Annotated in this window: 7 protein-coding genes and 17 tRNA genes; 11 read left to right on the plus strand and 13 right to left on the minus strand. The window is 38.8% G+C overall.

Annotation, left to right across the window (positions count from 1 at the left end):
- Window positions 1-75 precede the first annotated feature (75 nt).
- The 5 genes from H5119_RS07055 to H5119_RS07075 all read right to left on the minus strand — a co-directional run bounded on the left by H5119_RS07055 (window position 76) and on the right by H5119_RS07075 (window position 2,533).
- A complete protein-coding gene (locus tag H5119_RS07055; RefSeq protein WP_182701725.1) occupies window positions 76-2,019 on the minus strand; it encodes an EAL domain-containing protein in 1,944 nt (647 codons plus the stop codon).
- A gap of 136 nt (window positions 2,020-2,155) precedes the next feature.
- Window positions 2,156-2,232 (minus strand) — tRNA-Asn (locus tag H5119_RS07060).
- A 26-nt stretch (window positions 2,233-2,258) separates the two neighbouring features.
- Window positions 2,259-2,335 (minus strand) — tRNA-Asn (locus H5119_RS07065).
- Window positions 2,336-2,358: 23 nt separating this feature from the next.
- Window positions 2,359-2,435: transfer RNA gene (locus tag H5119_RS07070), tRNA-Asn, on the minus strand.
- Window positions 2,436-2,456: 21 nt separating this feature from the next.
- A tRNA-Asn gene (locus tag H5119_RS07075) sits at window positions 2,457-2,533 on the minus strand.
- A 1,063-nt stretch (window positions 2,534-3,596) separates the two neighbouring features.
- Between H5119_RS07075 and H5119_RS07080 the strand changes: the two genes are divergently transcribed.
- The 5 genes from H5119_RS07080 to H5119_RS07100 all read left to right on the plus strand — a co-directional run bounded on the left by H5119_RS07080 (window position 3,597) and on the right by H5119_RS07100 (window position 9,719).
- The gene (locus tag H5119_RS07080) at window positions 3,597-4,976 is read left to right on the plus strand and encodes an MATE family efflux transporter (protein ID WP_077537502.1); all 1,380 of its coding nucleotides are present in this window, start codon (window positions 3,597-3,599) and stop codon (window positions 4,974-4,976) included.
- Window positions 4,973-6,967 carry an excinuclease ABC subunit UvrB gene (gene uvrB, locus H5119_RS07085; RefSeq protein WP_077537503.1) on the plus strand — a complete coding sequence of 665 codons (1,995 nt, stop codon included), beginning with the start codon at window positions 4,973-4,975 and terminating at the stop codon, window positions 6,965-6,967. Before H5119_RS07080 ends, uvrB begins: the two co-directional genes overlap by 4 nt.
- A 2-nt stretch (window positions 6,968-6,969) precedes the next feature.
- Window positions 6,970-7,911, plus strand: a complete 942-nt coding sequence (locus H5119_RS07090) for a class I SAM-dependent methyltransferase (RefSeq protein WP_182701726.1) — start codon at window positions 6,970-6,972, stop codon at window positions 7,909-7,911.
- Complete coding sequence (locus H5119_RS07095) at window positions 7,912-8,592, plus strand: tRNA (adenine(22)-N(1))-methyltransferase TrmK (RefSeq protein WP_182701727.1); 681 nt, start codon at window positions 7,912-7,914, stop codon at window positions 8,590-8,592.
- 101 nt (window positions 8,593-8,693) lie between these two features.
- Complete coding sequence (locus tag H5119_RS07100) at window positions 8,694-9,719, plus strand: hypothetical protein (RefSeq protein ID WP_182701728.1); 1,026 nt, start codon at window positions 8,694-8,696, stop codon at window positions 9,717-9,719.
- A gap of 4 nt (window positions 9,720-9,723) precedes the next feature.
- Here H5119_RS07100 and H5119_RS07105 read toward each other — a convergent pair whose 3' ends face one another.
- The 8 genes from H5119_RS07105 to H5119_RS07140 all read right to left on the minus strand — a co-directional run bounded on the left by H5119_RS07105 (window position 9,724) and on the right by H5119_RS07140 (window position 11,793).
- Window positions 9,724-9,966 (minus strand): hypothetical protein, encoded by a 243-nt coding sequence (locus H5119_RS07105; protein ID WP_182701729.1) that lies wholly within the window; start codon window positions 9,964-9,966, stop codon window positions 9,724-9,726.
- An 800-nt stretch (window positions 9,967-10,766) separates the two neighbouring features.
- A tRNA-Val gene (locus tag H5119_RS07110) sits at window positions 10,767-10,842 on the minus strand.
- 63 nt (window positions 10,843-10,905) lie between these two features.
- A tRNA-Val gene (locus H5119_RS07115) sits at window positions 10,906-10,981 on the minus strand.
- Window positions 10,982-11,013: 32 nt separating this feature from the next.
- Window positions 11,014-11,089, minus strand: a tRNA-Val gene (locus H5119_RS07120).
- 45 nt (window positions 11,090-11,134) lie between these two features.
- A tRNA-Val gene (locus H5119_RS07125) sits at window positions 11,135-11,210 on the minus strand.
- A 153-nt stretch (window positions 11,211-11,363) separates the two neighbouring features.
- A tRNA-Val gene (locus H5119_RS07130) sits at window positions 11,364-11,439 on the minus strand.
- Window positions 11,440-11,489: 50 nt separating this feature from the next.
- Window positions 11,490-11,565: transfer RNA gene (locus H5119_RS07135), tRNA-Val, on the minus strand.
- A 152-nt stretch (window positions 11,566-11,717) separates the two neighbouring features.
- Window positions 11,718-11,793: transfer RNA gene (locus H5119_RS07140), tRNA-Val, on the minus strand.
- A gap of 936 nt (window positions 11,794-12,729) precedes the next feature.
- Between H5119_RS07140 and H5119_RS07145 the strand changes: the two genes are divergently transcribed.
- The 6 genes from H5119_RS07145 to H5119_RS07170 all read left to right on the plus strand — a co-directional run bounded on the left by H5119_RS07145 (window position 12,730) and on the right by H5119_RS07170 (window position 13,639).
- Window positions 12,730-12,805: transfer RNA gene (locus H5119_RS07145), tRNA-Ala, on the plus strand.
- Window positions 12,806-12,842: 37 nt separating this feature from the next.
- Window positions 12,843-12,918 (plus strand) — tRNA-Glu (locus H5119_RS07150).
- A gap of 144 nt (window positions 12,919-13,062) precedes the next feature.
- A tRNA-Glu gene (locus H5119_RS07155) sits at window positions 13,063-13,138 on the plus strand.
- 93 nt (window positions 13,139-13,231) lie between these two features.
- A tRNA-Glu gene (locus H5119_RS07160) sits at window positions 13,232-13,307 on the plus strand.
- A gap of 90 nt (window positions 13,308-13,397) precedes the next feature.
- Window positions 13,398-13,473: transfer RNA gene (locus H5119_RS07165), tRNA-Glu, on the plus strand.
- 90 nt (window positions 13,474-13,563) lie between these two features.
- A tRNA-Glu gene (locus tag H5119_RS07170) sits at window positions 13,564-13,639 on the plus strand.
- The last annotated feature ends 11 nt before the right edge of the window (window positions 13,640-13,650 follow it).

Here is a 13,650-nt window from a genome sequence, read left to right on the forward strand (position 1 = left end):
TTTATAAAAAACGATCACACTAATATTTACTTTAAAACTAAAAAAGCAGGGGGATAAGTGTTTGGGAGGTGACCGTTACATATCTTTAGGTTTTTCTATGTAATAGCCTTGTACACCATCTAAAAGAAGAGTCTCAACAATATGCTTTTCTTCTTGGCTTTCAACACCTTCTGCAAACACGCTAACACCTATTCTGTGTGCTAAGTCGACCATAAGTCTCATAAAGTATTGATTGTTTTTGTCATCTTCTAAACCACGAGTGTAACTTGCATCCATTTTAATAAAGTCAGGCTTTAAATCACGGAAAAATTTAAATGAGGTTAAACCAACACCAAAGCGTTCAACAGTAATACGGGCACCAACTCGATGTACCATATCAATAAAGCGTTTACTGGCTTTAATATTTTGTTGTAAACCAAATTCACTCACTTCAAAAATAAGTTTTGACGCAATGTGCGTATCTTTTAGCAAGCGTCGCTCTAACCAAATGACAAATTGATCATTATGCGCACTTGAGGCGGTTACATTCAGCCCAAAGTTTTTTTCAGAAAGGTTGCGAGTTTTTATTTTCTCAAGTGAAGAATCAATAATTAGCTTATCTATGTCTATGGCCATATCAAGCTTTTCGGCCATTGCTAAAAACGAAGCGGTAGGAAGCGTTTGGTTTTCTTCGGTTTTAAAGCGAACTTGAATTTCGGCATAGGCTTTACTGTTTTTACCTAAAGGCATAATGTTTTGCATAACTAAATGAACGCGCTTGGATTCAATAACTTCGTTAATTACTTTACGCCAGTTCTGATTACCAAAACCTGCACTTACATTATTAATTAAGTCGGTTTCGCGTTGAACGTGCCATGCATTTACTTGTTTTGATTGCGCCATACTCATGGCGTTATCAACAATCGAAAGCAGCTCGCCTAACGGTTTGCCTTTTTCGTAACCCACAATTCCCGTGTTAGCTACTGAGCTTAGTTCTTGGTTTTGTTGATACTGCGTAAAACGAGACTGTAAGTTTTCGCCAAAGCGCTCAGCTTCTTTCAAAGGCACATGAGGCAGTACGACAGCAAAATCAGAACTATTTAATCGAAACACTTGACTGCCTGTATAAGTGCCACTTATGTGTTTAACTATATCTGCAACAGCTTTGACGTATTCGTCGCCTTTTTGGTAGCCACGTGTTTGATTTATAATTTGCAGTTCGCTACAGCGGATCATTGCGAGTGATCCGAATGTACTTTGTTCTACGTTTTCAATATTTTTTTCGTAATACTCAACAAACATATTGCGGTTGCCAAGTGCCGTAATTACGTCTTTATACGCTTCTTGTTTAATACTTAATGCAGCATTTTGAATGTCGTCATTTTTTGACTTTAAAAAGTAGGACAAACGGTTAAAGCTTGGCACGAGATCCTTACCTAGCTTTTGCAATTTAGAGCCATCTAATGCAATTTTTAAATCGTTACTTGCTTGGTTTTGGTTGATATAAATATCGATGACATCGGCAATAGTCATACTGATATTTCTATTCAAACGATAAAAAATAGATTTCATTAAAATAACAGGAATAATAACTAAAATAGCAGACATAAAAAACACAATAAAAAACGATGTTTGCAGTTGTTCGCCAAGATGCTGAATATTAATTGTAAATTCAACTTTAATATCGGCTGCGGTATTAACCGCAAACTGTGGTCGAACAGAATTAAAAACAGACTCTATAAACTGAGCAAACACAGGGAGGCGAGCAGGGGAGTTTATAGTAAATACTTCAGCCCCCTGGAAGTCTCTTAACGTAAAGTGTGAGAATGTTTTACCATCGGCAAGCGCGTTTTTTAAATTTTGGGCGGCTTCGTCATTAAAAAAAGAATTATCAATATATTTCGTTATTGTATTTTGTGCATTTATTTGTGCGTCGCTTACTGCGCTATCAAACTGAGCTGATATAAAGTAAGTTCCTGCAACTACGCATAATAGCCAAGAGATAAGTTGTATAAGAATAAGTTTTTTAAAGCCGGCCATTTTTTAGTCTTTTAATTCGAAAGCGAAGGGATCAAATATTAGATTAATAAACTAAGTTTAACGCATTAATTTATGCTTTAGTTATGGCGCTTATGGTAGTGTAATTTAAGAGGAATGTCTATGAAATTATTAGAATTGGCTCCCCCTCCCCGACTCGAACGGGGGACCTGCGGATTAACAGTCCGTCGCTCTAACCAACTGAGCTAAGGGGGAACTAAAGTAGTGCTTTTATTATGATTTGGCTCCCCCTCCCCGACTCGAACGGGGGACCTGCGGATTAACAGTCCGTCGCTCTAACCAACTGAGCTAAGGGGGAACTACATATCATAATCATAAACTTGGCTCCCCCTCCCCGACTCGAACGGGGGACCTGCGGATTAACAGTCCGTCGCTCTAACCAACTGAGCTAAGGGGGAATCGTTTATGGTTGAAAAACTTGGCTCCCCCTCCCCGACTCGAACGGGGGACCTGCGGATTAACAGTCCGTCGCTCTAACCAACTGAGCTAAGGGGGAAGCGTCTTGCCTTTCAACGGGGCGAAATATTAATGACCTCACCGCAAACTGTCAACATATAAAAGATCATAAATTAAAAAAAGAGGTTTATTCGTTGTTTTTATACTCAATCTGCGTGTTTTCTGGCTTTATTTAGATTTTTTTCCAGAAATTTTAGGTGCTAGAACACGATGTAAATTGCTTTTTTATTTAATTTATAGTGTTCATTGAGTAAATAAAATACAGTTTTTAAGTGCTTAGTTAACGAAAGTCAGCTAAAAAACATAAAAAGAAGGTTTCATTCTTTTTACAAAAATAGTCTTTGTTCTTTTTGAATGAGCAGGTTTTGGTAAATTGGTTTTCGGTAAGATTTAAAATAAATTAATTTTTATGTAGAGCTGTTCTCATTTTATACGCACGTTAAAGATAGCGAATGAATAGTTCAAAAATAATACAATCAATAACTTGCGGTATACTTATACAAAATTTATTTAGCCTAACACAAGTGATAATAGAGGCGGTTTTACTGGTGAATGTATTTTTTTGTTGAAATTGTAAAAATGGCATTAATAGAACATCTGATGTTGGTAAAGACTAACTAAAGAGTTTGGTTCTGTGAAAGCCTTTATAAATGCGGCTTTGAATGAGTTATCCACGGTTTCTGTGGATAACTCTGTTTATGAAACCTGAAGAACATTAGCGGCACTAGAGCTGTAGGGTGCTACACCGATTTCAAGCTTTTAAATCATTATTTTTATATCTATAAAAAACAATAGGTTAATCTTTTTGATTTGTATCAGGTAACCTGATGAAAGAAATTATTCGTCACGATAAATTAAAGGATTGCTTTGTGCGAAAAAGCATCAGCAATAAGTGGCTGTTTGTAATAAAAGTAACGAAAATGTGTTTTAATTGTTTTTTAGACTGTTAAGGCTCTATTTTAACAAAAATACGTAAAAATCCACATTAACTGTTTTTTAAGTCCTTACTTAATCTGCTACTGCAAATCTATTGATAAATCCGTGGCTTGAATTGCCTTGATGCTTTAAAATGATCAGCTCAGTAAAAGAGGCTAATTTATACCATGCGCGCAATTTCAAAAACTCAGACTCGCCCTGATTTACTAAACGATCCAATTCCTGCAACACTAAAGAAAATGACCATTCCGATGATTTTTGGCATGATCACTTTGATGATGTTTAATATTGTTGATACATTCTTTATTAGTTTATTAGGTACAGAACCACTTGCTGCCGTGAGCTTTACGTTTCCTGTTACGTTTACGGTTATTAGTTTGGCAATTGGATTAGGGATAGGCACCTCTGCGGTAATCGGCAAAGCGCTTGGCAGTAATAAAATAGATGAAGCGCGCTTTGATGCAAGTATTTCTATATTAGTGGCGTTTGTTTTGGTGCTTATTTTATCGTTTATTGGGTATTTGCTAATCGATCCCATTTTTACGTTATTAGGCGCAGGCCAGCAAGTACTTCCTTTGATACATGAATACATGAATGTGTGGTTTATTGGTAGTGTGTTTTTAATTACGCCAATGATTGGTAATTCGGTATTACGTGCCAGTGGCGATACTAAAACGCCAAGTATTGTGATGGGCGGAGCAGGGCTTATAAACGCAGTACTCGATCCCCTTCTTATCTTTGGATTTGGGCCTATTCCAGCAATGGGTATCCAAGGCGCGGCCATTGCGAGTGTAATTGCATGGGGAGTTGCTGTCGTTATTATCTTATATGTACTGATAGTAAAAAAACGATTGTTGAGTTTAAAAGCCGGTTCTCAAACAGTGATCGGCGCTATTCGTAAAATGTTAAAAATAGGTTTACCCGCTGCTGGGGCGAACATGTTGACCCCAGTTGCAATGGCTGTAATGACTGCTATGGTTGCTCATCATGGTCCAGAAGCCGTTGCTGCATTTGGTGTTGGCAGCAGGATTGAGTCTATAGCCAGTATTCTTGTACTTGCTTTGTCGATGACACTCCCGCCGTTTGTGAGCCAGAACTTTGGGGCAGGTAAATTATGCCGAGTAAAAGAGGCCTACATTGGTACTTTAAAGTTTGTAATGATTTGGCAATTCGTCATCTATATTATCTTAATTGCCCTTTCTGGCTTTATTAGCCAAATGTTTGGTAAAGAGCAAGCGGTTATAGATGTTATAAAACTCTTTATCTATACCATTCCATTAAGCTATGGTTTGCAAGGAGTGATCATATTATCTAATTCTTCGTTTAATGCATTACACAAACCAATGAATGCATTATTTTTAAGTGCTATTCGTTTATTCGTTTTCTACTTACCATTTGCTTATATAGGCAATGAACTTGCTGGTTTAACTGGCCTATTTATTGGTGCCGCGTTGGGTAATTTATTTACCGCAATAGTATCTTATAAGTGGTTTGTAAAAGAGCTTGAAGCTTTGAGCCGTCAATCGTTAAAGGAGTGCACTAATTGAGCGATCATTTCCAACTAAAATCACACTTTAAGCCAGCGGGCGATCAGCCCACGGCTATTAAACAGCTGTGCGAGGGATTAGAAGCTGGACTTGCGCACCAAACTTTACTCGGTGCTACAGGTACAGGTAAAACCTTTACTATGGCTAATATTATTAACGACCTAAATCGTCCTACAATAATAATGGCGCATAATAAAACACTAGCCGCACAGTTATACGGTGAGATGAAAGAATTTTTTCCTAAAAATGCGGTTGAGTATTTTGTATCGTATTACGATTACTACCAACCAGAAGCGTATGTTGTGTCAAGCGATACATTCATCGAAAAAGACGCATCTATTAACGAACACATCGAGCAAATGCGTTTAAGTGCCACCAAAGCACTGCTTGAGCGCCGAGACACCATTATTGTCGCATCGGTATCGGCTATTTATGGTTTGGGTGACCCTAAGTCATACATGAAAATGATGCTGCTTTTAAAAGTGGGCGAAAAAGTAGATCAACGCGATATGCTTCGTCGCCTTGCCGAAATACAATATACCCGTAACGACATAGATTTTAGCCGTGGTACATACCGTGTACGCGGTGAAGTGGTTGATATATTTCCGGCAGAATCTAGCACCTTCGCAATTCGCGTAGAAATGTTTGATGACGAAATAGAGCGCTTGAGTATTTTTGACCCGCTTACTGGCGCCGTCGAAAAGCATATAATACGTACCACTATCTATCCAAAAACACACTATGTTACTCCGCGTGAAAAAATACTCGGTGCTATCGATAAAATACAAGAAGAACTCAAAGAGCGACGAGCCCAGTTACTCAGTGCCAATAAATTAGTAGAAGAGCAACGCGTAACACAGCGTACGCAATACGATATAGAAATGATGCGGGAGCTAGGTTATTGCTCTGGTATAGAAAACTACAGCCGTTATTTATCAGGCCGTACGCCTGGCGATCCGCCGCCAACATTACTTGATTACTTACCAGACGACGCATTAATGATTATTGATGAATCGCACGTAACCGTATCGCAAATTGGCGCTATGTATAAAGGCGACAGAAGCCGTAAAGAAAATCTTGTTGAATATGGTTTTAGAATGCCCTCAGCAATGGATAACAGACCGCTACGTTTTGAAGAGTTTGAAGCCATAGCACCACAAACTATTTATGTATCGGCAACGCCAGGCGACTTTGAATTAGAGCGCTGCGTAGGTGAAATAGCAGAGCAGGTAATTAGACCCACAGGTTTGCTTGACCCACTCATAGAAGTGCGCCCAGTGGGGGATCAGGTTGATGATCTTCTATCAGAAATTTATAAAAGTGTGGAGAAGGGCGAACGAGTACTTGTAACCACATTAACCAAGCGTATGTCGGAGGATTTAACCGACTACCTGAGTGAGCATGGTGTAAAAGTACGTTACTTGCATTCTGACATTGATACGGTTGAACGAGTCGAAATTATTCGTGATTTACGTGCAGGTGTGTTTGATGTGTTGGTGGGTATTAACTTACTTCGAGAAGGCCTAGATATGCCAGAAGTGGCGCTTGTTGCTATACTGGATGCCGACAAAGAAGGCTTTTTACGCTCAGCGCGTTCAATTATTCAAACCATTGGTCGTGCTGCTCGTCACTTAGATGGTCGCGCAATTTTATACGGTGATAAAATTACAAAATCGATGGCTAAGGCTATGGACGAAACAGCGCGCAGACGCGAAATTCAGCATGCTTACAACGTTAAACATGGCATTGAACCGCATTCGTTAGCCAAAAAGATTCTTGATGCGATGGATATAGGCGAAGAAGCTGGGCCTAAAGATAACCTTAGACTTGTTCGTAAAGACTCTAAAAAGGTGCTTAGTGCGAAAGAAATTTCAGTACAAATTAAGCAGCTTGAAACCAAAATGCATGCATACGCAAGCGATTTAGAATTTGAAAAAGCGGGCTCCGTTCGCGACGAAATACATGAACTACAACAACAGTTGATTAATTAACAATGACAGCAAACTTTACACCTATTATTACTGCGCTTGAAGACGCGCCAATTTTAAAAAATGAACTATGTCGTGTTTTTCATGGCCGAGGCCACAGCGTCGAAGCGCTAAGCCACATTAATTTAGACTTTTATCCGCCCAGTTTATTTTTGGTCTCGTACGACGAGATTGACGAGCAAACACTAACCGAGCTTACCGATGTTGTGTGGCAATGGGCGCAAAAAAACCAGCCAGAGCTTATTACGTCACTTGTTTATCAGCAGCGCGCTGGTGTGCAAAGCCAAAATACCGTGGTTTATGGGCAATTACCTAACCCGCATGTTGTAACCGAAAACGGCATTCGTTTTTTAGTAGATTTACAAAGCCGTCAAAATACCGGAATATTTCCCGATATGCGCAGTGGCCGTGAATTTGTAATGGCGAACAGTAAACACGGCAAAGTACTTAACTTATTTTCGTATACGTGTGGGTTTTCTTTGGCGGCTATGCAAGGTGGTGCAGACCATGTAATGAATATGGACATGAGTAAAGGCGTACTTAAGGTTGGTAAGCAAAACCATCAATTAAATGGTTTTGACAAAGGCGTCAGTTTTTTACCACATGATATTTTAAAGTCGTTTGGAAAACTAAAAAAAGCAGCCCCGTTTGATTTAATAATAGTTGATCCGCCAAGCTTTCAAAAAGGCAGCTTTATTTTAACTAAAGACTATCAAAAAGTACTGCGCAGGTTGCCAGAGCTACTACTTTGCGATACAACAAAACTGCTGTTGTGTGCAAATAGTCCAGAGCTTAGCGAAGACGCGTTTAAAGCGTTAATAAACGAGCACACCCAAGGCGCAATTGAATTTGTTGAGCGCCTTGCACCTACAGCACGCTTTATTGAAGTGGACAGCGACAGAAGTTTAAAGGCGCTTGTCTATAAAACGTCACAAACACCTGCTTAAATGAAACTGAGCAAACGTTTAGCGGCTATCGATGCGTTAATTACCGAGCCTGAAGATATAATTTGGGATTGCTGTTGCGACCATGGTTATTTGGGCTTGGCGCTACTAAAACGAAACGCAGCTAATAAAGTCGTTTTTGTTGATATAGTTGCGACTTTAATGAACGATTTAGAAGCGCAATTATCATCTATTAATAAATTACAAAAAACCGGTGATAAAAATTCGCAGTGGCAGGTCTTATGTCAGGATGTAGGCAAAATTGAAATTGCTCAAAGTAAAAGCCAAGTAGTTGTAATAGCAGGTGTTGGTGGTGAGCTGTTGTTACGTTTAATACAACAAATTACTGTTAATAACTTAAGTGAGCATTTGAATAATGTTCGGTTTATTTTATGCCCAGTGCATCACACTTATAAGTTGCGAGTCGGTTTAAAGCAATTAGGTTTAGGGCTTATAAGTGAACAAATAATTTACGACAACAAACGTTTTTATGAAGTGATTGAAGTGAGCTTTAATACCAATAATGAGATTAGTAATACTGGCAACGAAATGTGGGACTTTACTAGCGCAGAACACGCTATGTACCAGCGCCAACTCATAAATCATTATAATAAAATGCTTAATAAAGATGCTCTTTACTATCAAAAAGTTATAAAAAACTATCAAGAACTTACCGATAGTTAAAAAAGCCCGAAAGTAGGGCGTACATGTGATCTAATTGCGACATTGACGACGTAATGTGTTCATAGTTTATATCGCACAACGCGAGTTTATTTGGTTTATTTATGTCAGATAACAAGAGTCACATTGATCATTTGCTTAGTAATGAGCAAAAATGGCAACACAGTTACGAGCAACCTATTTCTTATGCACCCCTTGTGCAATTGGCTAATAGTAGCTGGGTGGTGCCACAACATTTTTTACGTTATAAGCACACGCTTGAAAGCGTAAACGAAGTGCTTGAGAGTATTGAATTTTCGGCTCACTTTAGAGTGCTTGCTGCACAAAAAGGTGAAGAAATTTATCTGCAAGTAGCAGTGCTGAGTCCAGATAACTACCAAAAAAGTGCATCTGTAAATGAAGGCAAAGCCAAAAAATTATTATTTGGCAGACGCTGGATAGTAGAGGAAAACTTACCTACCTCAGAGCTTATTCAAACTGCATTTTTAGCACTAAAAATAGCACGTGAACACGAAGTACGAGAGCTATTTCAGCTTATTCAAGATGGTTCAATAAGCACGCCTTTTAATAATCATCACGACTTACCGGTAATGGCGCAAAACCCTGAGTTAGTTATTGCAAACAGCAATGAAGTCAGCATTAATAATATTATTAAGCGTGTTGTATTTGCGGATGCAGCCATTGAGCTTAAAAGTCATCAAGCAATTACAGCCGAACAGCACTTGTTCACTGTTGAGTTGCAATGCAGTAATTGCCAATTAAGTGAGTTTAATAACAAAATGTTGGCTTTTTTAACAAGCGATGCATCAGCTAATAGCTTTTTACATGGTTTTATTTCTGCTTTAGTAAATACGAGTAATGATTATGTCAGTGAGCAATTCAAATACCAAGGATTTACACGTTTTAGTAAAAATGTGGCAGTAGCACAAATTGGTAAGCTAAGTATTGCAATGCGCTCACCAAGTACGGTCGGGCTTTGCTCTATGGGTAAGCAACACGCTAATCAATTAAATTTTGAAATAGACAGTGGGCGAGCACCACAAGGCTGCGGGCAAGCTATTGGCGGGTTTTTAGCTGCTCACGGCATAGAGCAGCCAGAAAACGCGCACTTATATCCTGATTATTTATAACAACTTAAAGCTTATTAATTTCATCTTTAATGTTAAAGCTTGAATCAGTAACAATAGCCTCAAGTGTTTGTACACGCTCTTTTAATGCAAGCACTTGTGCGTTTGTTTCAGCTAATTGTTTATGGGCATCGCTGTTGTTGTTTTGCATTTTATGCTTAAACTCAAGATGCTTTTTATACATATCGTAAACTACTCCTGAGCCAACCGAAATTAGCACAATAAGTACAATCATCGTAGTTCCAGACATAACCTCATTCCTTATTATTCGTTAATGATTAAAGTATAACCTTTAAGTGCTTTTGATAAAGCTGACAATTGTAACTTAATTTGTATGGGTAATGTGAATCTTGGGTAGGGAGTCTATCTTTGGCAGTTATTTAACTTTTATAGCATTGGTTTGATCTAATTAATCAAGAAATAGCTTAATACCGGTCCGCATCAATGTTTTATCAATTTGAGGGCTTATACTAAACTGCATAAATCTTTGATCAATTTAACTAATTAAATTGCACTATAACGTCGTTAAAATTTTTTATTTAGAACAACTAGATACAAGAATTTTTGCCTAGTTCTAGCGTAATTTTATTAACGTTAAATAGACCCCATATATAAGCAGATTGGTATTAAACCTGACTATAACAGAGTTAAAAACTTCTGCTATGCGATTGGGTGGATGTAGAAAGTAGGTCCATGCAGAAACAATTGCTGAGAATAATTAAGTGGTGAAATTTTGGATTGTTATCGACAATGCTTTCTTATCTCAAAATAGCGCACTTAATTAAGCGAATTAGTATAGTTAAAAAAGATTTATAAATTTAAAGTTGGATCTGTGGGAGTTTAATAAAAATATTTTTAATGATCTATGTGGTGTGTGATTACTTGGCTTGATACCAGTGACTCTCGCCATTATTTGTGAGTAGTGGCGATGCTCTTTTTTTACAGCTTAGATAACTACCCACATAGAATTTTATAATGTAAAAATTAAAAGTGATTATAAAAAAGTATTTATTGATTTTAACAAGGAGAATTTTTAGATGTTTTTATATGTGGTGGGTGATACTGGACTTGAACCAGTGACCCTCGCCTTGTAAGGGCGATGCTCTCCCAACTGAGCTAATCACCCACATATAATAGGTACGCCTGTCATTAAATGCTTTTATATGAATTAAACACTTAATGTGTAATTTGGTGGGTGATACTGGACTTGAACCAGTGACCCTCGCCTTGTAAGGGCGATGCTCTCCCAACTGAGCTAATCACCCAAATTACATTTAATATGCACCACTGTAAGTAGTGGTGGGTCGTACTGGACTTGAACCAGTGACCCTCGCCTTGTAAGGGCGATGCTCTCCCAACTGAGCTAACGACCCATATTAAATTTAAAACGACTATTGATATAATAACAGGTTTATATGTGGTGGGTGATACTGGACTTGAACCAGTGACCCTCGCCTTGTAAGGGCGATGCTCTCCCAACTGAGCTAATCACCCACATATAAATTAAAACGCTACTATTAAAATAAATAGTACTGGACTTTAACCAGTGAACTTCGCCGTTACTTGTAAATAGCGGTGATGCTCTCTTTTTTCTAACTGAGCTAGCGACCCATTTAGATTTTCTTGTAATACGCACCATTCTAGGAATGGTGGGTCGTACTGGACTTGAACCAGTGACCCTCGCCTTGTAAGGGCGATGCTCTCCCAACTGAGCTAACGACCCATATTACAATTTCAAAACGCGACTATTAATATAATGATAGGTTTTATATGTGGTGGGTGATACTGGACTTGAACCAGTGACCCTCGCCTTGTAAGGGCGATGCTCTCCCAACTGAGCTAATCACCCACATATAAATTAAAACGCTACTATTAAATAAATAGTACTGGACTTTAACCAGTGAACTTCGCCGTTGCTTGTTAAGTAGCGGTGATGCTCTCTTTTTCTAACTGATCTTACGACCCATATAGAATTTAGATGTGAACACTTTTATCAAAAAGTGGTGGGTGATACTGGACTTGAACCAGTGACCCTCGCCTTGTAAGGGCGATGCTCTCCCAACTGAGCTAATCACCCACATCTAAACAACACCACATTGCTGCGTCGTTGTGGGGCGCTATTATAGATAGAGTTGGAAATGTGTCAACACTTGAATGATAAAAATGTGCTGAATGAAGATTTTATAAGCAATGGGGCAGGGTTGGAGTCTATTTTATCATCAAATCCAAAGTTGTAGTTTAAATAACGTTCGAGAACAGTGCAATATTGTATTATCACTGTACTTAAATTACGTTTGTTTTAATCATTGGATTCAAATAAGTTAAGCTGTTTGTAATAAATGTAGTGTAGACGCTGTTTACATTAGCTTTATGTTAGGGCTTGATGACCTTTCAGGATTCGAGTTTTTATCTTTAGATCAAAATGAGTTATAGCTAAAAACCATTCTAAATGGAGCATGTTGGTTTTCTCAGGTGCAATATTTATTGCCTCACAATTAATTTAAGTGGTCATTTTTCACCACTTAGCAGAATTAGCGCTGTCTTTTAAAGACCAAGTTTATTAAATTTGTTCAATCTAGGGTATGTAATCGCGACGAGGGGGGGTTATAACCAAATGAGCCTTATAGAAATAAGCATACTATCCTTACTTAGCGTAAAACTAAATGCACAACGGTAAATTCATTTTTGAAAGATAAACATGGCTAGAATTCATCATAAATTTAATTTGCATATAAATGTATACCTTTTATCTTCATTAGAGATTGGGTGTGAAACAGAAAAGTGGAGTAGTTCTAGCTAAAAGTTTTAAAGTTGCGGTTAAGTTACAAGCAATGAAAGGGGATTCCTATTAAAATTGTGTTTTTTAGCATGCTTGATAGCCAGTTTGTTGAAAATTAAACCATTTAAATAAAGCTAGGTAAAAAACTGTTGACTTTATTTTGGGTGGTGCATAGAATGCGCCCCGCACTAAGCGATACCCGACGTGTTTATCATGGCGAGTATTGATTAAGTTGGGGCCATAGCTCAGCTGGGAGAGCGCTTCGCTGGCAGTGAAGAGGTCTGCGGTTCGATCCCGCATGGCTCCACCAAAAATTAGTGTTTTGTCCTAGGGTAGCAGTTTTCTGTGTCCCCATCGTCTAGAGGCCTAGGACACCGCCCTTTCACGGCGGTAACAGGGGTTCGAATCCCCTTGGGGACGCCATTTAACTTTTATTAGTTAAAGGCGGTTTTACCGAGAAAATAGCGTCACAATTAAAGCTCGAGTCTTTACTTGTATTAAACGCAATTACCTTAAAGCTCATGATGTGAGTTAAACTTATCAACTGTCCTAGTGACACATTTATGTGTCCCCATCGTCTAGAGGCCTAGGACACCGCCCTTTCACGGCGGTAACAGGGGTTCGAATCCCCTTGGGGACGCCACTTACTTATTTTTAATAGGGAAGTGAAGTGTTATTAAGAAAGCTCGCCTGAAACGAGTCTAAAAATTCAGTTGTCCTAGTGACACATTTATGTGTCCCCATCGTCTAGAGGCCTAGGACACCGCCCTTTCACGGCGGTAACAGGGGTTCGAATCCCCTTGGGGACGCCACTTACTATTTTTATAGTGGGTGTAGTGTTATTAAGAAAGCTCGTCTGAAACGAGTCTAAAAATTCAGTTGTCCTAGTGACACTTTTATGTGTCCCCATCGTCTAGAGGCCTAGGACACCGCCCTTTCACGGCGGTAACAGGGGTTCGAATCCCCTTGGGGACGCCACTTACTGTTTTTATAGTTGGTGTAGTGTTATTAAGAAAGCTCGCCTGAAACGAGTCTAAAAATTCAGTTGTCCTAGTGACACATTTATGTGTCCCCATCGTCTAGAGGCCTAGGACACCGCCCTTTCACGGCGGTAACAGGGGTTCGAATCCCCTTGGGGACGCCACTTACTATTTT

Source organism: Pseudoalteromonas sp. SG45-5 (assembly GCF_014164085.1).
Taxonomy (GTDB): domain Bacteria; phylum Pseudomonadota; class Gammaproteobacteria; order Enterobacterales; family Alteromonadaceae; genus Pseudoalteromonas; species Pseudoalteromonas aliena.

What these genes read in the sequence shown, in the direction of transcription:
- H5119_RS07080 (WP_077537502.1), top strand. Translation starts at nt 3,597, where the DNA reads ATGCGCGCAATTTCAAAAACTCAGACTCGCCCTGATTTACTAAACGAT.
- H5119_RS07090 (WP_182701726.1), top strand. Translation starts at nt 6,970, where the DNA reads ATGACAGCAAACTTTACACCTATTATTACTGCGCTTGAAGACGCGCCA.
- H5119_RS07100 (WP_182701728.1), top strand. Translation starts at nt 8,694, where the DNA reads ATGTCAGATAACAAGAGTCACATTGATCATTTGCTTAGTAATGAGCAA.
- H5119_RS07095 (WP_182701727.1), top strand. Translation starts at nt 7,912, where the DNA reads ATGAAACTGAGCAAACGTTTAGCGGCTATCGATGCGTTAATTACCGAG.
- H5119_RS07055 (WP_182701725.1), bottom strand. Translation starts at nt 2,019, where the DNA reads ATGGCCGGCTTTAAAAAACTTATTCTTATACAACTTATCTCTTGGCTA.
- H5119_RS07105 (WP_182701729.1), bottom strand. Translation starts at nt 9,966, where the DNA reads ATGTCTGGAACTACGATGATTGTACTTATTGTGCTAATTTCGGTTGGC.